This is a genomic window from Sphingobium sp. TomMM15 (genome assembly GCF_055397045.1).
The window spans coordinates 736,393-757,791 of sequence record NZ_AP027315.1 but is presented as its reverse complement, the minus strand read 5'-3'; the positions used below and the strand labels follow the sequence as shown (position 1 = coordinate 757,791).

Genomic DNA, 21,399 nt, shown 5'->3' with positions numbered 1-21,399 from the left:
AATGCAGGAGAGATAATCATGACGACCCAATGGGATGAGGAAACAGACGTTCTGGTGGTAGGCTCCGGCGCCGCCGGTTGCTCTGCGGCGCTGGCCGCCCGGACGGCTGGCGCAGAGGTGCTGCTGCTGGAACGCACGGATAAGCTGGGCGGCACGAGCGCGGTTTCAGGCGGCGTGCCGTGGATCCCCAACAACCATCATATGCAGGAGATCGGGCGCAGCGATTCCCGCGAACAGGCCCTCACCTATCTTCGCCGCATTTCGCTCGGCAAGATGGACGACGTCATGATCGAAACCTTTGTGGACACGGCGCCGCAGGTGCTGCTGTTCCTCGAAAAGGAGACCGATCTTCGCTTCCGCGCGCTCCAGATGCCGGACTATCATCCTGAATTTCCCGGCGGCAATATCGGCCGTTCGGTGACTGCGGGGATTTTCCCCGCTGGGCAGCTTGGCGAATTGCGGCCCGCGCTGCGGGCCAGCGCGCATTTCCCTATCCCCATTTCCATCGCCGATGTGGAGGACGGCATCAACGTGCTGGATTCCGAGATTATCGGCGGGCGCCTTAATGAAGATATGGTCGGCATGGGCGGCGCGTTGATGGCGGGCCTGCTCAAGGGGGCCATGGACCATGGCGTCCGGATCAGGCGCAATGTCCGCGTCCTGCGGCTTGTGCAGGAAGGTGATGTCGTGGTCGGCATAGAGGCGGACAATGACGGCAAGCCCATGCGTATCGGCGCGAGGAAAGGGGTGATCCTGGCCTGCGGCGGGTATGAGTGGAACGAGGACATGACCCGGCAGTTCCTGCGCGGCCCGATGCACGGCCCGCACAGCCCGCCCTGGAACGAAGGCGACGGGCTGAAGATGGCGATGCAGGCTGGTGCCGCCCTTGGCAATATGTCGGAAGCATGGTGGCAGCCATCAGTGACGATACCGGGCGAAGAATATGACGGGCGGCCGCTCGTCCGGCTGACCGGCATCGAACGCTGCGGCCCCGGCTCTATCATCGTCAACCGGACAGGTCGCCGCTTCGTCAACGAAGCCTGCAACTACAATGACATCGGGCGCGTATTCCAAGCCTTCGACCCTGTGAACTTCGACTATCCCAACCTGCCCGCCTGGCACATCGTCAGCCAGGATTATATGGATCGCTTCCCCTTCCTGACGCGCTATCCGGGCGATCCGGTCCCATCCTGGATGGTGAGCGCCGACACACTGGCCGAACTGGCGGGCAAGATCGGGGTTGATCCCGCCGGGCTGGAGGCAGAGGTAGCGCGCTTTAACGATAATGCCCGCAAGGGCGTCGATCCCGACTTCCATCGCGGTGAAAGCGTCTATGAACTATATTGGGGCGATGCTCAGGCAGAGGGCGCCGCGAAGACGCTGGGGCCGATCGAACGCGGTCCCTATTATGCGGTGGAAACCAAGATCGGAACGATCGGGACGAAAGGCGGCCCACGCACCAACGAGCGGGCCGAGGTGATGAGCCTTTCGGGCGGCATCGTCCCCGGCCTTTACGCAGCGGGAAACGCCATGGCGAGCATCATGGGCATGGCATATCCGGGCGGCGGTGCCACGCTCGGCCCCGCGCTGACCTTTGGCCACATTGCTGGCCGTGAAGCCGCGCGCGGATCAAACCGCTTCTGAACACCCTATTGAGCGGAAGCGGCCCTCCCCCTTCCCGCGATGTTGACGAAGGAATTTCATCATGAATGATCCGAAAATTGTCGCGACCTATTACACGATCGCGGGCGATGCTTATCCCGGCGCGCCGGTCGCCAGCCCTTTTCCGTTGGAACGGCGCGCTGCGGCGGCCGTTGCCGCGGGCTATTACGGCATGGGCCTGTCAGGCGATGATCTGGCCGCGAATGTTGCCTTGCATGGCACGGCGGGCATTCGCCGCATCCTGGACGATGCCGGTGTCCAGTTTCTGGAAATTGAGTGCCTGACGGACTGGTTCGCGCAGGGCGAAGCGCGGGCCGCTTCTGACAAGATGCGTCGCCTATGGCTGGATACCGCCGTCGAGATCGGGACCAAGCATATCAAGATCGTCGGAGACATCAGCGATAGCGGCGTGTCGATGGAGACCATGGCCGCCGACTTCCGGCTGCTCTGCGACCAGGCTGCGGAGGTGGGCGCCCATGTATCGATCGAGGTCTTTCCCCTGGCGAATATCCGCGACCTCAAGTCGGGGCGGCAACTTATCGAAATGGCCGGGACCGATAATGGCGGGCTGTTGATCGACATCTGGCACATGACGCGTCCGGGCATACCCTATGAAGAGGTGGCCGCCCTTCCCGCCAGCTATATCAAGCATGTCGAGCTGGACGACGCGGCGGCCGAAGTCGTTGGCGGTCTTTTCGACGATTCGACGGACAATCGCCTGCTGCCGGGCGAAGGCAGCTTCGATGTGCCAGCATTTTTGCGAGCCATCGCGGCGACGGGATATGACGGCTGCTACGGGATCGAGATATTGTCGCACGAATTCCGCGCGCTTGAGCCGGAGGAAGCAGCGAAGCGATCCTTCGACGCCGTCGCGCGCCAGTTCGCGCTGGCACGGGAAAATGCCTGATCGGCCGTGGCGGTGTCCTCAAACGGGCGCTGCTGCAAGGACCATATGACAGTTTCAGGAGGACAGGGTGCCCGAGCAGGATGGGATTGAAGAGACCGACGTCATCGTGATCGGCTCGGGCGCTGCGGGGCTAGCAGCTGCCCTGAGCGCGCGCCACGCGGGAGCAGATGTCGTCATTCTGGAACGTTCGGAAAAACTGGGCGGGACCACGGCGATGTCGGGGGGCGTCCCCTGGATTCCATGCAACCACCATATGCATGAAGTCGGGACCAGCGACAGCCGCGAGGCGGCGCTCACCTACATGCGCCGTCAGTCCTTGGGCCGCATGGATGACGAGATGATCGAAACCTATGTCGATCAGGGTGCAGACGTCATCAAATTCATCGAAGCACTGACGGACATTCGATTTAGGGCGCTCAAATGGCCCGATTATCATCCCGAGCTGCCCGGCGGGACATTCGGACGGTCCCTGTCGGCGGGGTTGTTTCCCGGTAACAGGTTGGGGGAATTGCGGCCGAGATTACGGAGCAGCCTGACCTTTCCCATTCCGGTGTCGAGCAACGACCTTGAGGACGGCGTCGATATCTTCGACCCTGCCATAATCGGGGACCGGCTGGAAAAGGGGCTGGTGGGCGTCGGCAACGCGCTTGTGGCGGGGCTAACCGCCAGCGTGGTTGAGAAAGGCGTGCGCATCCTGTTCGGCATGCGGGCGCAAAGCTTGGTCATGCATGAAGGCGCGGTCACGGGCGTTGCGGGCAGCAAGGACGGCGAACCCTTCGAGATGCGCGCCCGGCGGGGCGTCATCATTGCCAGCGGTGGCTTTGAATGGAATGCCGGTCTGGTGAAGGACCTGCTGCGCGGCCCGCATGAGGGGGCGGCGAGTCCGCCGGACAATGAGGGCGATGGCCTGTTGATGGCGGCGGAGGCCGGGGCTGCCCTGGCGAACACCGATGAGGCGTGGTGGATGCCTATCATGAAGATTCCGGGCGAAGAATATGACGGCAATCCCGCAATCCGTTTCGCGGTAACCGAACTTACAAAGCCCGGATCGATAATGGTGAACCGCAAGGGGCAGCGGTTCGTGAATGAAGCATGCAATTATAATGACCTTGGCCGTTCCTTCTTTCAGTTCGACCCTCAAACGTTCGACTATCCCAATCGGGAGGCGTGGATCATTTTCCATCAGGCTTATCTGGACAAATATCCTGTACTCACGCGCTATCCGGGCGATCCCTTGCCGAACTGGATGATACAGGCGGCGACGTTGCGCGCCCTTGCCGAGCAGATCGGCGTGGATGCCGAGGGCCTGGAACATACGGTCGAGCAGTTCAACAGATCGGCTCGTGAGGGCAGCGACCCCGCCTTTCATCGGGGCGAGAGCCAATATGATCGCTACCATGGGGATTGGTCGCTGGAAGGCGCGCTTCAAACGGTCGGGCCGCTGGATCAGGCGCCCTTTTACGCCTGCCGGGTCTATCCCGGGGTTCTAGGAACGAAGGGCGGCCCGAAAATCAGCGCAAGAGCGGAAGTGCAGAATTTGCGTGGAGGTAATATCCCCGGCCTTTATGCGGCTGGCAATGCCGCCGCGAGCATTACCGGCATGGCTTATCCCGGAGCGGGCGGAACGATCGGCCCGGCACTGGTCTTCGGCCATATCGCTGGCCGAGAGGCTGCGGTCAGGACGAACCGCAGATAGGCATCCCAAAAATAGATACATATATTTATCGTTCGCATGTTTACTTACTTGACAGCCGTCGTTGATGGTGCTGGAATGCGCTGCCTGATAGAGGTGCAGCAATTAGCACCCAATGCGAAGCGGCCGGAAATGGTACTACTTCATAACAAGGCCAGACAAAGAAAACATAATATTCGCCTTGCCACAATTTCGGTCGAATAACTTATAATTATAATATTTAGTCGAGGGGAAGATCAATGAAGAAGAAGGCATTTTCGATCGTTGGTTTGTTATTGGCGAGCGTGGCCCCCGTGCCCCTGCTTGCCCAGACGGATGCAGCCCCACAAGGTGACGCAGCGTCGACGTCCTCGCCAATAGGTCTTCAGGAGATCATCGTCACGGCTCAGCGCCGTAGTCAGAATTTGCAGGATGTCCCCGTCGCGGTAACGGCGTTTACGGGAGAAGCTCTGGAAACAAAGGGCATTTTCCGCGTGTCGGACCTCCAACAGGCCGACTCTTCACTGTTCGTCTCACAGATGTCCGGCGTTGTTGTGCCATTCCTGCGCGGCGTCGGAAATCCCGGTGCATCGACACCGGGTAATGAGGCAAGTGTTCCTGTATATATTGACGACGTCTATTATTCACGTCTTGCGAGCGCCTATCTTGAACTGGCGAACATCGAGCGCGTTGAAGTTCTAAAAGGCCCGCAAGGCACGTTGTTCGGCCGCAATTCAACTGGCGGCCTGATGCAGGTATTCACGCGCGATCCCGGCGACACCACCGATCTTTCGGCAACGCTGGGCTATGCCAATTACGATACGATCAGCGGCAAGCTGTATGCGGCGACGCCGCTGGGTGAAGGCGTCGCCGCCGGAATCTCCTTCAGCGGTTTGAACCAGGGCGATGGATGGGGCAAAAACCTGTTCACCGGCAAGGATACGTACCGCCGCAAATTCTATAATATCCGATCGAAGGTCGTGTTTGAACCGAGCGACACGACAAAGATCCGCCTGAGCGGCTTTTATACCTATCAGCGGCAGAATCAGGGCAATTCGGTCCGTATCTATCCGGGAACGACCCGTGGCTATCCGCTGGGCTCACCACTTGAGGGCACCCAATATTTCGATCCGCCGGGCTTTTACGATATCAACGAGAATACCGAGATTTTCCATCGTCTGCGCGGTTGGGGTGGTGCGCTCAAAATCGACCAGGAACTGGGCTTTGCGGATTTCACCAGCATCACTTCCTACCGGAAAGCCAAGGAATTACTGAATTATGAGGGCGATCATACCGAATTGAACTGGCTGGCATTTCCGATCAAGATCGGAGACCGGCAGATTACCCAGGAACTTCAGTTGAAGTCTTTGCCTTCATCGAAGATCAGCTGGATATTGGGCCTTTTCTACATGAATTCGCGCACCGACGTGAATATCGCTCTCAATGGTGACGCCCTCACTCTGAACGGTCTTGCCAGCCAGAATATTGGTAGCCAGCAAAGGATCGAGTCTCTGGCTCCCTTCGCACAAGCGACCTTCCCCGTCGTGGATGACAAGACGAATGTCACGCTTGGCCTGCGCTACACGAAAGATCGCGTGGAAGGGAACGGCCGTGTTTCGCTGACACCGCTAGTTGGGGCTGACATACCAGCCGGAAACTATCATCAGGTCGCCAACTTCGACAAATGGACCTACAAAGTTTCAGTCGATCACAAATTTACCGACGATATCATGGCGTATGCGACATGGAGTCGCGGCTATAAGTCGGGTACGTTCAATACTATTCCGCTGGCCGCCCCGCCGACCAATCCGGAAACGGTGACGTCCTACGAGGCGGGTTTGAAGATGACCCTGTTCGATCGCAGGGTGCGCGCTAACTTTGCCGCGTTCCGCAACGACATCAAGGACCCGCAGGTCCAGCTCGTCCAGCTTGTGGACACGCCAGCTGGGCCGACACCCTTCGTCGCCTTTGCCAATGCGGACAAGGCGCGGACAAAAGGTTTCGAATTCGACACGACATTCCTGGTGACCGAGCGGTTGAGGCTCGACCTGGCGGGGCAGTATCTCTGGGCGAAATTCCTCAGCTTTGACAGTGCGCCGATCAACGTTCCCATCTTCGCCCCGCCTTGGGGCGTCGCCCTGGCGGTGGGCGATGTGGGTGGGAACAGGCTTTCCCAGACCCCGAAATGGAAAATCAACGCTGGCTTCAACTATGATCTGCCAACCTCTGTCGGTCAGTTCAGCTTTGCCGGTCAGATGTCATACCGTTCCAACCTGAAGTGGGACCCCGACAACATTTTAACCGAACCGAAGCTGACCCTGTTCAACGGCAGCATCTCGTTCAAGCCGGAATTCAATGACAAGCTGACCTTCCGTCTATGGGGCGCGAACCTCACCAACGAGAAATATTTCAACAACGAAATTCCGCAGACCAATACGCCCGCCGGTGATCTGGGCGGCGTTGGTGATCCGCGGACGTACGGGGTCGAAGTCCGCTTCGATCTCTGATCACGGGCGCCTGCATGGTTGCTGAAAAATAAAAGGATGACCCGCGCCAGGTTAAACTGGCGCGGGTCATGAACATAGCCGGTATCGCCATATCTATGGTCGACAGGGCGCCTTTGCGCCCTTTTCCGCTTTTTTTTGGAGGCGATTATGCTCCTGCACGAAGATTACCCACACACAGTTCCAGCCCGAGCCTGGTTGCGTTGGAAAGAAAATTACTTCTGGGTCTTCATGGACCCCGATCGCGACCTATGCTGCCTTGCGCATAGTACGGCAGAGCCGACCTTTGACCGGGCTTTTGCATCTTTCACGGTGCTGCATAAGGGTGTGAAGGTCAGCCATAGCGGCGAGGTTCCCCTGCCCCAACCGTTCGAACATCAGAAGCTGCTGCGCTACGGCAATCAGACGGTGCATTTCCTGAGGCCGCAGGAAGAGTTTCTTGTTGAATATGAGGACGAAAATGTTGCGGCATCGCTGCGGTTTACCCGGCGCATGCATCTGTTCGACTTCCTCGCCTGCGCGGACGTCAATCCTGACCAGTTCTCTATTTCAGAGAATACCGCGCTCGATAGATCCGGCTTTCGCCATCAGGGTCAGTGCATGAATGCCACCGGCAAGGTGACGTTCAAGACAGGTGAGCTTGCGGGCGTGTCTGTTGACGTGGATGGGTCGGGCTATCGCGACCACAGCTGGGGCATGCGCAATGACCAGATAGTGATGGATCACAACTGGTCATTCTTCAACTTCCCTTCCATGGGCTTCCACCTTTTCACGGTGCGTAACATCGTTCGTCCTGAGAATATGACGGCGGAAGGCTATATCGCGCGGCCGGAGGGGAATGAGGTCATCAAGACACTCAGAATCGAGAATGTCGGCGAAGGGCCGGAAGGAATGCCGGACAAGGTCATATTCCACACCATGACCCTTGGCGGCGAGAAATTCACCCTGACCGCTGATGTCGGCAACGCCTTCGCCCGTCTGCCGCTGCATTCGCAGAAGCCCGGTGCCAAGGTCTATTATAATGTCGAAAATATGTGCCGGGTGAGGTGTGAAGAGACCGGCGAGGAAGGTCTGGCCAATGTCGAGATCGGCACATTGAAGGACGTATGAAGCGCTGACACGCCCTCCGGCTGGAAATATATGCCGGATGGCGCGTCCCTCTAAGCCTCCCGAATATGAGCGCCGGGGATCGTCCGTTCGTAGCAGCCATAGCCTTTCACCGTCCCGTTGAGGAGGAGGCTGACGGACTGCTCGTCGACCACGCGCGTCGGACCCGGATCGGTAGGATAGACGCCGACATATGTGTCGTTGGGCGAAGCGAGCGACAGGTAGGAGCTGCCGTGGAATCCAGCCGTGTCGATGACCAGCGTGCCGTTCTCATAACTCAGCACCGTCCGGATCAGCTTTTGGTCGTCATCCACATGGTTGCATCGTTCGATCCGTTCGATCTTCGCTTCGAAGCTCTTGCCATCCTCGTAGATGACTGCCTCTGAAAACACGACCTGCTCGCCCTGATCGATCTCTGCATCGAAGAGCAGGAAGGACAAGCCGTTTTCAAAATAGCCCTGAAACCACTGATGGCTGTGCAGATTGCGGTTGTCGCGCCCGCCAAGGCTGTGATCCCGGTTGGCCATCGCGTTGAAAGAGAATTGCTCACTGCCGACGCGGATTGATCCGGAAAGAAGACCGGGCTGTTCGATGTGGCCAGCAGGGAGAAATTCCTGCAACGCGCCCACCTTATGGAGATCCCAGATGTCGGCCGTCGATGTGAAGGTCAGGTCAAACGAAGCAGGCGTACGCCGTCCGTCTCCCACCAGCCCGTCGAGCATCTGCGCGGCGGGAACACGCATCACGCCACCGTTGAAGCGGTAAGTCAGCTTGCGTCCAGGCTCCACGATCCGCACCGCCAGATGAGGTCCGCCCGGCCCATCCTCAGCGGCATGGGCATTGCCGATGGCTCGATGGGCAATGACCGTGTTGTCGGGCAAGCGGATGATGACGACCTCACGAAAGAGGGTTAGGTCATGATGCCAGCGGCCGATGTGGAACCAGAGGCCCACGCCCGATTGCGGATCGAACCCGGCGAGACAGAAATTCTCGCTCCAATTGTCGATATCGGGAAAGGCGCCCTCCCAGGGCGTTTCCTTCAGCGGGATGTGCATGATCTTCTCCAACGCAGGGGGAGCGCCCACGCCTTTAGCGGACGGAGGGAAACACCGGCGCGCGCTTTTCGAGAAAGGCTGTCACGCCCTCTTCGAAATCAGCGTCGCCGACGCAGGCGACGATGCCGTCTGTTTCTGCATCAAGGACCTGCGCAAGGCTGCGCGCGGCCGCTTCATTGACCAGCTTTTTCGCGGCCACGACGGCGCGCTGCGGCGCCTGCGCGAGGCGGCGGGCGATCTTCATCGCTTCCCCTTCCAGCGCTTCTGCTTCAACGATCTTGTGGAGCATGCCCAAGCGGTGCGCTTCAGCGGCATCGACCTTTGCCCCCGTCAGCAGCAGCATGCGGGCCATGCGCGTTCCCACCACCTGCGGAAGCACCGCTGTCACGCCGCCATCGGGACTGAGTCCGACACGCTGGTGGGCGAAGACGAAAGTCGCGCTTTCGTCGCCAATCGCATAGTCGGCGATCAGGGGGTAGAACAGTCCCGCGCCCGCGACCGCTCCCCGTACCGATGCAAGGATTGGCCGATCGAACGCGACGACGGCCTCCACCAAGTGTCGTGCCAACGGAAGGCGGCGAGCGAAATCCGCCTGCCGCACCCCCACCTCCTGCTTGATCGAGTCCGCAAAGCTCGCGACGTCGCCGCCTGCCGAAAAAACCTTGCCCTCGCCCCGGACCAGGATGCAGCGCACGGTTCGATCCGCCTGCGCCGCGCGGAAAAGTTCAGTCAGCAGCGGCACCATCGCCTTGGGAATGGCGTTGCCCTGTTGCGGCCGGTTGAATGACAGACGCAGGACGCCATCTTCCAAATCGACCAGATAGCTTTCGTCCGGCGCCGATTGAAGCATGACCGATATTCCTTCCCTGCTGATCAGGCCAGCGCTTTGCGAACGGCAGCCTGGATCGTATCGGCGCTGGGCGCGAACGCCTGCTCCAGCGGCTTGGAAAATGGCACGGCGCAATAGGCTGCGCCCACCCGCTGGACCGGGCCTTTAAGCGTGCCCCACAGTTCCTCGGAGATGACCGACGCGATTTCGGCGCCGATGCCGAACTGCTTCACCGCCTCATGCACGACAACCGCGCGGCCGGTCTTGCGCACGGAGGCAAGCACGGTTTCGCGATCCCACGGCGAGATGGTGCGAAGATCGATGACCTCGACCGAAATCCCTTCCGCTGCCAGTGCGTCCGCCACGGCAAGGCTGAGCGTCACCATCAGCGAATGCGCGATGATCGTCACATTGGCGCCTTCGCGAGCGATGCGCGCCTTGCCGATCGGCACCAGCTGCTTGGTCACCGGCGCGGGGGTCCAGTAGCTTGGCATATTCTCGATGAAGAGCACGGGATCGAGATCATCGATCGCCGCCCGCATCAGGCCATAGGCATCATCCGGGGTTGAAGGCGCGACCACCTTTATGCCTGCCGTATGGGCGAACCATGCCTCAAGATAGTCACTATGCTGGCCACCCGTGGAGAAGCCCGAGCCCGTCATGGTGCGGATGACCATCGGCACGCCGGTCTGGCCGCCCGACATGAAGCGCAGCTTGGCGGCATGGTTGAAGATCATGTCCATCGGGACCGCGATGAAGTTCATCAGCATGATCTCGGCCACCGGCTTGTAGCCGCCGACGGCAGCGCCGATCGCCGCGCCGATGATCGCCTGTTCGGATATGGGCGTGGACTTGACGCGCTCTTCGCCGAAGCGGGTGGACAGACCCTTGGTCACGCCCATGACGCCGCCGTCCTGCGGGTCTGCCACATCCTCGCCAAGGACGATCACCTTGGAATCGGCCTCCATGGCATCGTGAAGGGCGAGGTTGATGGCCTCCACCATCGTCATCTTCTTGGGTTCGGTGTCCTGCGACGCGGGTGAAGCCTGCGCGGCGGATGCAGTGATTGTGTCGGTCATTGCCATTACCTCAAGCGATTTCTTCAGCGAACACGTCACGCTTCAGTTCGGCGACGTCGGGGAAGTCTGCCGCCATGGCGGCTTCGATCGCGGCCACGATCCGGCTGTCCGCGTCCCGTTCGATTTCGGCTAGGTCCGCTTCCGTGGCGATGCCTTCGGATAGCAGCCGGGTACGAAGGACGGGCATCGGGTCCTTGGTCTGCGCCTCGGCATAGATCGCCTTGTCCATGTAATGACCTGCCTCACCGAGGATATGGCCATTGAAGCGGAAGGTCATGGCCTCGATCAGTGTCGGCCCCTCCCCTGCCCGGGCGCGTTCGATCGCCACCTTGGCAGCGCCGAACATCTCATCCGGATCGTTCCCGTCCACGGTCACACCGGGCATGCCGTAAGCCGCCGCACGATCCGAAATGCGATCAATCGCCCGCGAATATTCGGGAGCCGTATGTTCGGCATAATGGTTGTTCTGGCACAGGAAAATGACGGGCAGCTTCCACACGGCGGCCATGTTCATCGATTCATGGAAGGCGCCGATATTCGTCGCCCCATCGCCAAAGTTCGCAACGGATACCCGGTTGCGGCCGTCGAGCTTCGCTGCCCAGCCAAGGCCGGTGGCGATCGGCATGGACGATCCCACGATGCCGGTCGTCACCATCATGCCCTTTCCAGGGCAGGTCAGGTGCATCGGCCCACCCTTGCCCTTGCACGTGCCGGTTACCTTGCCTGCAAGTTCCGCCCATAGCTCATCCAGAGGAAAACCCTTGGCGAGCATGTCGTGGATGCCGCGATAGATGGTGCAGATATAATCGTCATCATCCAGGCTGACGGAAATCGCCGAGGGGATGATTTCCTGCCCGCGTGGGCTGTAATAGGGCATCACCAGCTTGCCCGCCATCATCTGCTTGATGACATGTTCGTCATTCTGCTTGATGAGCGTTGCCTTGCGATAGATTTCCAGGAGCGTTGCCGCGTCTGGTTTTGGCCAATTGGACATGTCATCCACTCCAGCTGATTTTCTTAATAGGACTTCGGCAGATCCAGGACTTTTTCGGCGATGAAGCTCAGGATCAGTTGCTCGGTGATCGGCGCGATCCGCATCAGGATTGACTCGCGGAACAGCCTTTCCACCTGATATTCGGTCGAATAGCCCATGCCGCCATGCGTCATGACGGCGCGGGTGCAAGCGTCAAAGGCAGCGCGGCCACCCAGGAACTTGCCCGCATTCGCCTCCGCGCCACAGGATTTACCCGTGTCATACAGGTGCGCCGCCCGCATGATCATCCAATAGGCGGATTCCAGATAGGTCCAGTTTTCCGCCAACGGATGCTGGATGCCCTGATTCTGGCCGATATATCGGCCGAACACCTTGCGCTCACCGGCATATTTGGCCGCTCGCGCCAGTGCTCCCCGGCCCAGCCCGACCGCTTCGATGCCAACGAGTATGCGTTCGGGATTGAGGCTGTGCAGGATGTAATGGAACCCCTTGCCCTCTTCACCGATCCTGTCCTCATCCGGCACGAAATAATCATCGATGAAGGTGGCGTTGGAATCCACCGCGTTCCGGCCCATTTTGGGGATACGGCGCACCTCAATCTGACTCTTGTCGAGGTCGGTGTAGAACAGCGTCATGCCGTCGGTCGGCTTCTTGCATTGTTCCTTGGGCGTCGTGCGGGTCAGCAGCAGGATTTTGTTCGCGACCTGCCCGGACGATGTCCAGATTTTGCGGCCAGTGACGCGATATCCGCCCGGCACCTTCGTCGCGAAGGTCTTGATGCTTGTGGTGTCGAGCCCGGCGTCCGGCTCCGTCACGCCGAAGCAGGCGCGATCCGTGCCCGCGATCAGCGGTTCGAGCATCCGCTTCTTCTGCTCGGCCGTGCCGTGAACCACCACGGCATGGGGGCCGAAGATGTTGAGGTGGATCGTGCTCGCCGCCGAATAGCCGCCTGCGCTGGCCGACACCTCATGCATCATGATGGCGGCTTCGGTTACGCCCAGATTGGCGCCGCCAAACTCCTCCGGCATGGTGATGCCCAACCATCCGGCATCGGCCATCGCCTTGTGGAATTCGGATGGGAAGGTCTTTTCATCTTCGCAGCGGGACCAATAATCGTCGCCGAACTGGTCGCACACCTTCCGCACACTGTCACGGATGGCTTCCTGTTCTTCTGATAAGCTTATATCCACTGCACTGCTCTCTTTGCGCGGGGCTTGCCGATTCAAGCGCGCCTAAACATTGGTACGCGATATTACTATATGCTCCACTCCCTATGTCAAGCGCGCTGAGGGGTGGCGCGGAAAAGGATGGATTTTGACCTCCTGCAATGCGTCTGTTGATTAATATGTCATCGTACCATATGCATGCGGTCTAAAGAGGAGGCCAATGACAAACGCACGTCATATTTGGGCCGTGGCCGAAGCCTTGCAGCGAGAGGTCCGCCCCTTCGTCACCGACAGCGATGCACGCGCCACGCTGGACAATGGCATACGAGTCCTGACCGCTACGGCCAATGGATTGGAAATGGGGCCTTCTGCCTTCATGGACTCGCCCAGTCCGGTGCAGCTCGTTGACACAGACCGATTAGGAGGCCCCGCTGAAAACGCCGCCGCCTATCGAACGACGGGCGCGGTCATCACAGACGTGGCCGGATGTCTGGACCGGGGCGATCAACTTACCGCTTTCAGGGACGCGATAGCCGGTGAGCGCGGACTTCTGGAGTCAGCCGTCGCGCGCATGGACGATGTCGAGCGCGCCGCGCCCCGGCAGGTGGGAGCAGATAAGGACTCCATCGACCCCAAAAGATTGGAAGCCTATCTCCGGCAGCGAACCGGACGCGAAGGATTGCGCGTCGATTCGTTCAAGCTGGTCGTCGGCGGCAGGTCGCGCCAGACGGCGCTCCTTGGCCTAACAGATATGGGTGATCTGCCTGCCCGGCTGGTCATCCAGCGCGGCATCCCCAATCTTGCCACCGATGACAGCTTCCTGGACGAGCTGACACAGTTCAATTTGCTGGACCTGCTGCATAAGGCGGGCATGCGCGTGCCAGCCCCGGTTATGGTCGAAACGGACCCCGCGTGGCTCGATGCCCCCTTCATGCTGGTCGAGCATGCTCCGGGCACGACAGCGCAACCGGAATATTGGCTGCCAGTCGCTGACCGCAATGTAGTGCTGAATCTGGCCAGGCAGATGGCGATCCTGCACAAGCAGCCGGTCGAAGAGGTGGGACAGGGCCTGCGCCCTTCGCGCAGTTCATTCGACACTGAAAGCTGGCAGGCGGAACTGGCAGAGATGGCGAGCGAATGGCACGCCCTTGCCCGCTGGCCTTCCATTACCATGTCGGCCGCCATTTCCTGGCTGCGCGCCAATGTCGACTGTCTGGATGACCGGCGATCGATCGTCCACAATGACATGATTTTTCATAATGTTCTGGCTGAGAACGGCAACATCACCGCGGTTCTTGACTGGGAGCAGGCGGCGATCGGTCATCCGGGTGAGGACCTTGGCTATTGTTACCCGGTCGTAATCGCGGCGACTGACTGGGAAAGTTTCATGGATGCCTATCGCGCTGCGGGCGGCCTGGACATTCCGCAGAGGCAGATTGATTATTTCGCTCTACGTGCCGGATTGCGGCTCATGAATCTGGTGCTCAAGGGCGGGCGCGATACCTTTGAGAAGGGTCTGAGCGACGACATATTGGTTGCAAGCGCTGGCGCGCATTTCACGCAACGGCTGATGCACCGCATCGCCCTGGTGTTGCATTCCGTGCTGAAGCGTTCGTGATGCGCCTCGTAGAACCGTTCGCGCTTCACGTTCCGCAGGAGCAGCTTGACGATCTGGGCCAGCGACTGGAGCGGACGCGCTGGCCGGATGAGGAGCCTGTATCAGGCTGGGAACAGGGCGTGCCATCAGCCCGGCTGCGGGCCTTGGCCGACCATTGGCGGACAAATTACGATTGGCGGAAATGCGAGGCGCTGCTTAACGGCCTTGGCCAGTTCCGCACGCGCATCGACGGGCTGGACATCCATTTCCTCCACATCCGTTCGGCCGAGCCGGACGCGATGCCGCTCCTGCTGACACATGGCTGGCCTGGTTCGGTGCTGGAGTTCCGCAACGTCATCGGCCCGCTGACCGATCCGCTTTCCCATGGCGGGAAGGCTTCAGACGCATTCCACCTCATCATACCCTCTCTCCCCGGTTATGGGTTTTCCGAAAAGCCTCCCGTCAGTGGTTGGGGAGTGGAACGGATCGCCAAAGCGTGGGCCGAGTTGATGCGGCGTTTGGGCTATCGCCGTTATGTGGCGCAGGGCGGCGACTGGGGTTCGTTGGTGACGATGTGCCTCGCAGTCGGTGAGCCTGCGGAGCTGGCGGCTGTCCACTTCAACATGCTTTCAATCGTGCCGCCCGATCTGGCGGGCTCTCTCGATCCTGAAGAGCAGACAGCGCTGGAATCGATGCGGCAGTTTAATGACGTGGAATCCGCCTATGCCCGGCTTCAGGCGACCAAGCCGCAAACGATCGGCTTTGCGCTGGCGGACTCCCCGATCGGCCAGGCAGCGTGGATTTATGAAAAGCTCCAGCGCTGGTCCGACTGCGACGGCGTACCCGAAAGCGTCTTTGCTCTGGACGAGATGCTGGACAACATCACCCTTTATTGGCTGACCAACAGCGGCGCGTCGTCCGCGCGGCTCTATTGGGAAAGCATGAGCGGCTTCCGGCCCAGAAATGTCCGGGTGCCGCTCGGTTACAGCCACTTTCCGCGTGAGATCATCTGGCCTGCCCGCGCATGGGCGGACCGTTACTTTGAAAACATCATTCACTGGACCAATGTCGATAAGGGCGGCCACTTCGCCGCCTGGGAACAACCCGACATCTTCGTGCGCGAACTCCGCGACTGCTTCCGGGCGCTCCGCGGCTGACAGCATGTGCGGCCAAGTGCGATCCAATCACTGATATTGAGGGCATATAATGGCGTCTGAGAACATACTCCCCCTGACGGGCATCAGGGGAATCATCGCGCAGAAGATGAGTGAAAGTCTGCAAAAGACCGCCCAGCTCAGCTTCTTCTGCGACATTGACGCATCCGCGCTTGTCGCTGCCCGCAATAGCTGGAAAGCGGCCGACACGAAATTGGGCTATGAAGATCTGATCATCGCCGCCCTGACATCCATCCTGCGCGATTTTCCCCTGTTCAATGCGGTGGAGACGGATCGTGGCGTGGAGCCGCAGGAGCAGATTCACGTCGGTTGCGCAATCGCGCTGCCCGGCGCGCTGGTCGCACCGGCCATTTTCGATGCAGGCAACCTTTCCCTGCCCGACATTGCGGAGCGACGCGCGGACTTGGTGGCGCGGGCCAGGGTGAACAAGCTCACCATCGCTGAACTCACGGGTGCCACAGTAACCGTCACCAATCTGGGCCTGACGCGCGTCGAGCATTTCACACCGATCCTCAGCTATCCTCAGCAAGCGATCATCGGTCTGGGGCGCATGACGGCCAAGCCCTGGGTAGCGGAAGATGGCGAGACGATCGTGGTGAGGCCGGTTATGGGCTTGTCGCTGACCGTCGATCACCGGATCATTGATGGCGCTCCTGCGGGCGATTTCCTCACCCGCCTGGCGCAGGAACTGGAAAGCGGCGCTGCCTTCTCCCCTCCTACGATCTGACCCGCAGCTGACAAGAAAGGGGCCGCGTATCATCCGATGCACGGCCCCTTTGGCCTTACCATGCCATTTCTAACGAAAAAGCGTGGCTCAGCCCCCCTTTTTGCCTTCCAGATAGAGATCCAGCTCAGCATAGAAATGCTGGATGCGGCGCTCCTGCTCGGAAAAGACGATGGTGCCGTTCAGTCCCTTTGATCGCATGCCGCGCTGCATCGTCACCATGTTGGCGATGTCCTGCTCGACCACTTCACCTGCCATGGGGTTTTCGTGGGTGGAACGACGGATCGGGGGGCGAACCTTGCCCGAAACATCGACGTCGTCCTCCACGCCCATATAGGCTGGCGGCCGCCGACCTTCCGCCAGCTTGGCGGACAAGACAAAGACATCCTGATATCCGCGTTCCGGGTCGGTCGGATGAGGCCGGAACCGCTGGAGCAATATGCCTTCGGGATGCATGTTCATCGTCACGTTCGGGAACAGCGACGGGTTCCAGTCGTCGGTCAGCTGATTGTCGGTATAGCCGGAATAATCCACGCCAAAGGGATTGTTCTCGCTCCGCTTGGCCTGCTGCAATGCCCGGCGGACATGCCGCGCATCACCTTTAAGCGCGGACATCTTCACGCCCGCTTCCTGAAGAAAATAGGCGAGACCGACATTCACGAAGCGATTGTCTGGCCAGCGAGGGCTGACAGAGCCTACCGAGAACAGATTGCGATTATGCCCGTTACGGTAGAAGTCGTACTGGACATAATGATCATCGACATAGGGTTTGATCTGGGGATGCGTCGCGTGCGCGTGATAGGTCTCATTGAACGCCGAGTACATCGTCTTCCAGTTTGCGGGGATATCGACCGTCAAATGCTTGACGACGAACATCTCCTCAATCTTGTAGGAAGCCAGCATCGGGAGAAGATCGGCGTAATATTCCTCAAACGGCATCGGATTGGGATTCATGCTGACGAACACCAATCCGCCCCATTCCCTGACATGGACCGGGGTCAGGTCCAGGTTCTGGCACAGCGCCTCCTCGCGGAATGTCTCCCGGTCGGTCACGCGTACATTCTTGCCGTTCAGGTTGAAGCGCCAACTGTGCACGATGCAGGTAAAGGAGGTGGCGCCGTGGCCGAAATCATCCTGTACCAGTTCGTTTCCGCGATGTTTGCATACATTGTAAAAGGCCGCCACGCCTTCCTTGTTGCGGACAATGATCATGGACTGCTTGCCGACGTCGAACCGGAACCAGTCGCCGACATTGGGAATATCGCTGGAAACCCCCGCCAGCAGCCAGACCTTGCTCCACAACCGCTCCTCCTCGGCCGCCATGACCACCGGGTCGATGGACCTGCTGGTTTTGACGGTACGATAATCGGCGATATTAGGATGAAGGTCTTCCAGACGCCAAGGCGACTTTTTTTCAAAGTCGGCAGTGACTTCCCCCGGCTCCAGGATAAAGCTTTCCGGATCAGACAGTTGTTCTTTAATCGGACGGTCGTTGAACCGGATTTCCGCGTAGCGAGCATTGGCCGCCATTTATCTTACTCCTGAGTACCCCCGGATCAGAACTGGACACGCTTCGTAAAGCCGCCGTCGATGACCAGATTGGCCCCCGTAACGTAGTCGGCCGCCGGGCTGGCGAGGAATACGATCGACTTCGCAACCTCCTGGGGTGATCCCAGACGTCCCATCGGAATCTGGGCAACAATGCCGTTATAGAGGTCCGGCATGAGCGCCTTGGCCCCTTCCCAGTTGCCGCCGGGATAGCTGATCGGGCCAGGCGTCACCATGTTCACACGCACGCCCTTGGCCGCCCAGACTTGAGACAGCTGCTTACCGTAGGTAATCAGTGCCGCCTTGATGGCGTTAAACGCCTGGGGCATGAGGAATGTCTCGATTGCAGCCGTGCTCGACATGAAGATAACCGAGCCAGCTTGCGACTTTTCAAGATATGGCTCGAGTGCTTCGCATGCATCGACCGCGCCCAGCATGTCGATACGATAGCTTTCGTCCCAGTCCATGGCGCCTTGCGCGCCCGATGAGCTGATCGAATGGATGAATATGTCGCACCCGCCCAGTTCTTCGGCGAGGCCCGTCAGCATCGCCTTATACCCTTCGCGGTCCTCCAGCGTGAATTCCCGTGTGACGGCCTTGCCGCCCAACTCGCTGTTGAATTCCTCCAGCGCGTCTCCGTTGCGCGAGAAGAGGCCCAACTGCGCGCCTTCCGCAGCGAACAGTTCGGCGGCGGCGCGGCTGATCCCGCGGGTCGCGCCGCCCATGATGACCTTCAATCCTGACAAGCCCAGATCCATGAACCCTCTCCCATTTTTGGATAATGACTGGCAAAGCCGAACGACCGGCCTCCGCGCCCCATCATCATTACTATGCTAGCATACTATTTTCAATAGCCGACATTAGTCATTTTTCCAGTAAAGTTGATCCATGCCTTCGCCAGCGTCGAAGCGCGCCTGAATCGCCTTCATGCTGGCCACGCTGTCGGGGTGCGCGAACAGCCCCTGGCTGATCAGCTGGTCGTTCTCAATGCCTTGGCTCTGGTTGAGATCTTCCGCTTCGCCCAGCATCTTCTTCATCCCGGCGACCGACTGCGGCGGGAGCGATGCGATATGCCGGGCGAGCGCAAGCGCCTCTTCAACCGCTTTGCCTTTGGGAACCACGCGATTAAGGCCGCCAAGCTCATATAGCCGTTGCGCGGTCAGGGGGCGCCCTGTCAGGACGACTTCGGCAGTGGCCGTCCGTCCTATCAGACGCATCAGACGGGACGTTCCTCCGATCCCGGTGCCTGCGCCAATGGCTACTTCCGGCTGGCTGAAGCGCGCCTGCTCCTCGGCAACCCGCAGATCGCATCCCCAGCCCAGCTCACAACCGCCGCCCGATGTGTCACCGTTGATCGCGGCAATCGTGACCGCAGGTCCACGGTTGAGAAGCTGAAGCGAGCGGAACCACCCGGCCGGGTCGCCGGTAGCGGCCTTCCCTTCGACCAGGTTCACGATGTCGCTCAGATAGGCATGTTCGAGCCAATGCCCCTCGATGGATGACGCGAGCACGATGACGCGGGCCTTTTGCTCAATCGCCGCCTCCAACGCGTCCGCAAGCAGGCTCACCGTGGCGCAGGTGGTAAGGCTTCCCGATACGCCGCCATCGCCCACCGTGATCAATGCGATGCCCTCAGCGGGCAATTGCGTGTCCACATTTCCCTTCACGTGCTTCTCTCCTGATTCTGACAGATCGCATTGGAGTATCGCTCAACGCTCCTTGACAACCGTCACTACAATATGGCGCATAAACATACAAATGTCATTTATTGATGCAGGCAGGGCCATGATGCAAGATGATGAGACAAGGCCACCGCCAAACGTCGGCATGATTCGCAGCGGCATCCGGCACGGAACAAAGGGGGATGAAGGTGGCGAGAAGCAGTGACAAGATGAAGCGGGCGGAAAAGTCGGATAACGACGCGCAACAATGCTCATTCCCGATGTTCAAGAAGACATTGGCATATCAGGCGCAATTGCTGGCCCGTATCACGCAAGCGGATTATCTTGAGAGAATCAGGATGACAGGAATAGCGCCCGCGCAAGCCTATGTTCTTGGAGAATTATGGCTGGAGGAACCTCTCTCTCAAGTAGAATTGTCACGAAGACTCGAGATTGGCAAAGCCACAATCGGACAGACGCTTCAGAGGCTTGAGAAAGCCGGCATAATAGAGCGGCGGCGTGTCGCGGCCGATCGGCGACTGGTAATGGTCCACTTGACCGCAAAAGGGCAGACATTGCACCAGCCGTTGAAAATTGGGGCGGTTGAGCAGGACGAGCTGCTCGCGCGAAAGCTCGGGTCCGAACGAATCGCCATGCTGACGGACCTTCTGGAGGAATCAAACCGACTCCTGTCGGGCAGCTTGCCGGTCGACGCGGGCGGAACGAAAATATTGGAGTGAGGCAAATTCCGCGCCGCTCGCATATTTTTGCGGTCGATAGTATGCTAGCGTTCTAAGTTCTGCTATCTGTTGTTACAAGGTCGAGCGAACCCAAGCATCACTGGGAGAGGACATGAAGTTCGAGCATTATGAAACCCTCGCTTTCGAGCGTGAAGGACGGGTTCTGACCATAAGGATGAACCGCCCGGACGTGCTGAACGCCGTCAGTTCCGCTCTCCACGAGGAAATGGCCCGCGTCTTCTTCGACGCTGCGGACGATCCCGAAAGCGACATCATCGTCCTGACCGGATCAGGCAACGCCTTTTCCGCAGGCGGCGACCTGGAGTGGCTGGAAGACCAGGCCGCAGGCCGCCGTGAACCATTCGTCAATGATGCAAAGAGCATGCGGCGCATCGTCATGGGCCTGCTCGACTGCCCCAAGCCGGTGATCGCCAAAGTGAATGGCGACGCGATCGGATTCGGCGCGTCTATTGCCCTGTTGTGCGACATCGTCATCGCCGCCGATCATGCCCGCTTCGCCGACCCCCACGTTAAGCTGGGCCTTGTGGCCGGTGACGGGGGCGCTCTGATCTGGCCGCAACTGATCGGTTTCGGCAAGGCGAAGCATTATCTGCTGACCGGCGAGGCAATCGGCGCGGTGGAAGCGGAAAGATGCAATTTGATCAGCTTCGTGGTTCCGGCGGCCGAACTGGACGGCTATGTCGCCAAATATGCGGAACGCCTCGCCCGCGGCGCGCAATCGGCGATACGCTACACCAAATCGGTCACCAACATCGCCCTGCGGCAATTGTTCAGTTCCGTGTTCGAAGCTGGCGTCGCTTATGAAGGACTGGCGACCTACACCGCCGATTTCGGCGAAGCGTTGCGCGCGGTTCGCGAGAAGCGGCATCCGTCCTTCACTGGCCGTTGATCGCGGCTCGAAGGATTGGGCGCTTTCCATCTTGCGTTCCCCTGCATTACGTATGTATGCATATGGTAT

Annotated in this window: 18 protein-coding genes; 10 read left to right on the top strand and 8 right to left on the bottom strand. The window is 59.6% G+C overall.

Annotated elements, in window-relative coordinates:
* Positions 1–18 precede the first annotated feature (18 nt).
* The 5 genes from ACZ51H_RS16210 (at position 19) to ACZ51H_RS16190 (ending at position 7,855) form a co-directional block, all read left to right on the top strand.
* Positions 19–1,644 carry an FAD-dependent oxidoreductase gene (locus tag ACZ51H_RS16210; RefSeq protein WP_464803079.1) on the top strand — a complete coding sequence of 542 codons (1,626 nt, stop codon included), beginning with the start codon at positions 19–21 and terminating at the stop codon, positions 1,642–1,644.
* 61 nt (positions 1,645–1,705) lie between these two features.
* On the top strand, positions 1,706–2,569 hold the full coding sequence (locus ACZ51H_RS16205; protein WP_464772794.1) for a sugar phosphate isomerase/epimerase family protein: 864 nt from the start codon (positions 1,706–1,708) through the stop codon (positions 2,567–2,569).
* 67 nt (positions 2,570–2,636) lie between these two features.
* Positions 2,637–4,265 carry an FAD-dependent oxidoreductase gene (locus tag ACZ51H_RS16200; RefSeq protein WP_464803078.1) on the top strand — a complete coding sequence of 543 codons (1,629 nt, stop codon included), beginning with the start codon at positions 2,637–2,639 and terminating at the stop codon, positions 4,263–4,265.
* A 236-nt stretch (positions 4,266–4,501) separates the two neighbouring features.
* Positions 4,502–6,748 carry a TonB-dependent receptor gene (locus ACZ51H_RS16195; RefSeq protein WP_464803077.1) on the top strand — a complete coding sequence of 749 codons (2,247 nt, stop codon included), beginning with the start codon at positions 4,502–4,504 and terminating at the stop codon, positions 6,746–6,748.
* Between the two features lie 147 nt (positions 6,749–6,895).
* Complete coding sequence (locus ACZ51H_RS16190; RefSeq protein WP_464803076.1) at positions 6,896–7,855, top strand: hypothetical protein; 960 nt, start codon at positions 6,896–6,898, stop codon at positions 7,853–7,855.
* A 50-nt stretch (positions 7,856–7,905) separates the two neighbouring features.
* Here ACZ51H_RS16190 and ACZ51H_RS16185 read toward each other — a convergent pair whose 3' ends face one another.
* From ACZ51H_RS16185 to ACZ51H_RS16165, 5 genes are all read right to left on the bottom strand, one after another.
* A complete protein-coding gene (locus ACZ51H_RS16185; RefSeq protein ID WP_464803075.1) occupies positions 7,906–8,907 on the bottom strand; it encodes a hypothetical protein in 1,002 nt (333 codons plus the stop codon).
* A gap of 34 nt (positions 8,908–8,941) precedes the next feature.
* A complete protein-coding gene (locus ACZ51H_RS16180) occupies positions 8,942–9,757 on the bottom strand; it encodes an enoyl-CoA hydratase/isomerase family protein (RefSeq protein WP_464803074.1) in 816 nt (271 codons plus the stop codon).
* A gap of 23 nt (positions 9,758–9,780) precedes the next feature.
* Positions 9,781–10,746, bottom strand: coding sequence for an alpha-ketoacid dehydrogenase subunit beta (locus ACZ51H_RS16175; protein ID WP_464803470.1), 966 nt, complete (start codon positions 10,744–10,746; stop codon positions 9,781–9,783).
* A gap of 79 nt (positions 10,747–10,825) precedes the next feature.
* Positions 10,826–11,809 (bottom strand): thiamine pyrophosphate-dependent dehydrogenase E1 component subunit alpha, encoded by a 984-nt coding sequence (locus ACZ51H_RS16170; RefSeq protein WP_464803073.1) that lies wholly within the window; start codon positions 11,807–11,809, stop codon positions 10,826–10,828.
* A gap of 23 nt (positions 11,810–11,832) precedes the next feature.
* A complete protein-coding gene (locus ACZ51H_RS16165) occupies positions 11,833–12,999 on the bottom strand; it encodes an acyl-CoA dehydrogenase family protein (RefSeq protein WP_449468906.1) in 1,167 nt (388 codons plus the stop codon).
* Between the two features lie 196 nt (positions 13,000–13,195).
* Here ACZ51H_RS16165 and ACZ51H_RS16160 point away from each other — a divergent pair, with 196 nt between their 5' ends.
* The 3 genes from ACZ51H_RS16160 to ACZ51H_RS16150 are packed head-to-tail and all read left to right on the top strand — an operon-like array spanning position 13,196 to position 16,474.
* Entirely contained in the window at positions 13,196–14,593 is a 1,398-nt protein-coding gene (locus ACZ51H_RS16160) for a phosphotransferase family protein (protein WP_464803072.1), read from the top strand.
* The gene (locus ACZ51H_RS16155) at positions 14,593–15,729 is read left to right on the top strand and encodes an epoxide hydrolase family protein (protein WP_464803071.1); all 1,137 of its coding nucleotides are present in this window, start codon (positions 14,593–14,595) and stop codon (positions 15,727–15,729) included. The genes ACZ51H_RS16160 and ACZ51H_RS16155 overlap by 1 nt, the downstream gene beginning before the upstream one ends.
* A 49-nt stretch (positions 15,730–15,778) precedes the next feature.
* A complete protein-coding gene (locus ACZ51H_RS16150; protein ID WP_449468903.1) occupies positions 15,779–16,474 on the top strand; it encodes a 2-oxo acid dehydrogenase subunit E2 in 696 nt (231 codons plus the stop codon).
* 87 nt (positions 16,475–16,561) lie between these two features.
* Here ACZ51H_RS16150 and ACZ51H_RS16145 read toward each other — a convergent pair whose 3' ends face one another.
* The 3 genes from ACZ51H_RS16145 to ACZ51H_RS16135 form a co-directional block, all read right to left on the bottom strand.
* Complete coding sequence (locus ACZ51H_RS16145; protein ID WP_464803070.1) at positions 16,562–18,001, bottom strand: aromatic ring-hydroxylating oxygenase subunit alpha; 1,440 nt, start codon at positions 17,999–18,001, stop codon at positions 16,562–16,564.
* Between the two features lie 26 nt (positions 18,002–18,027).
* Positions 18,028–18,777, bottom strand: a complete 750-nt coding sequence (locus ACZ51H_RS16140; protein ID WP_460988892.1) for an SDR family NAD(P)-dependent oxidoreductase — start codon at positions 18,775–18,777, stop codon at positions 18,028–18,030.
* Positions 18,778–18,879: 102 nt separating this feature from the next.
* Positions 18,880–19,686: an enoyl-CoA hydratase/isomerase family protein gene (locus ACZ51H_RS16135; RefSeq protein WP_464803069.1), complete on the bottom strand. Its 807-nt coding sequence runs from the start codon at positions 19,684–19,686 to the stop codon at positions 18,880–18,882.
* Between the two features lie 224 nt (positions 19,687–19,910).
* On the opposite strand from ACZ51H_RS16135, the gene ACZ51H_RS16130 reads away from it, so the two are divergent.
* Together ACZ51H_RS16130 and ACZ51H_RS16125 are read left to right on the top strand one after the other, a co-directional pair.
* Positions 19,911–20,420 carry a MarR family winged helix-turn-helix transcriptional regulator gene (locus ACZ51H_RS16130; RefSeq protein ID WP_464803068.1) on the top strand — a complete coding sequence of 170 codons (510 nt, stop codon included), beginning with the start codon at positions 19,911–19,913 and terminating at the stop codon, positions 20,418–20,420.
* Between the two features lie 112 nt (positions 20,421–20,532).
* Positions 20,533–21,330 carry an enoyl-CoA hydratase/isomerase family protein gene (locus tag ACZ51H_RS16125; protein WP_196227098.1) on the top strand — a complete coding sequence of 266 codons (798 nt, stop codon included), beginning with the start codon at positions 20,533–20,535 and terminating at the stop codon, positions 21,328–21,330.
* The last annotated feature ends 69 nt before the right edge of the window (positions 21,331–21,399 follow it).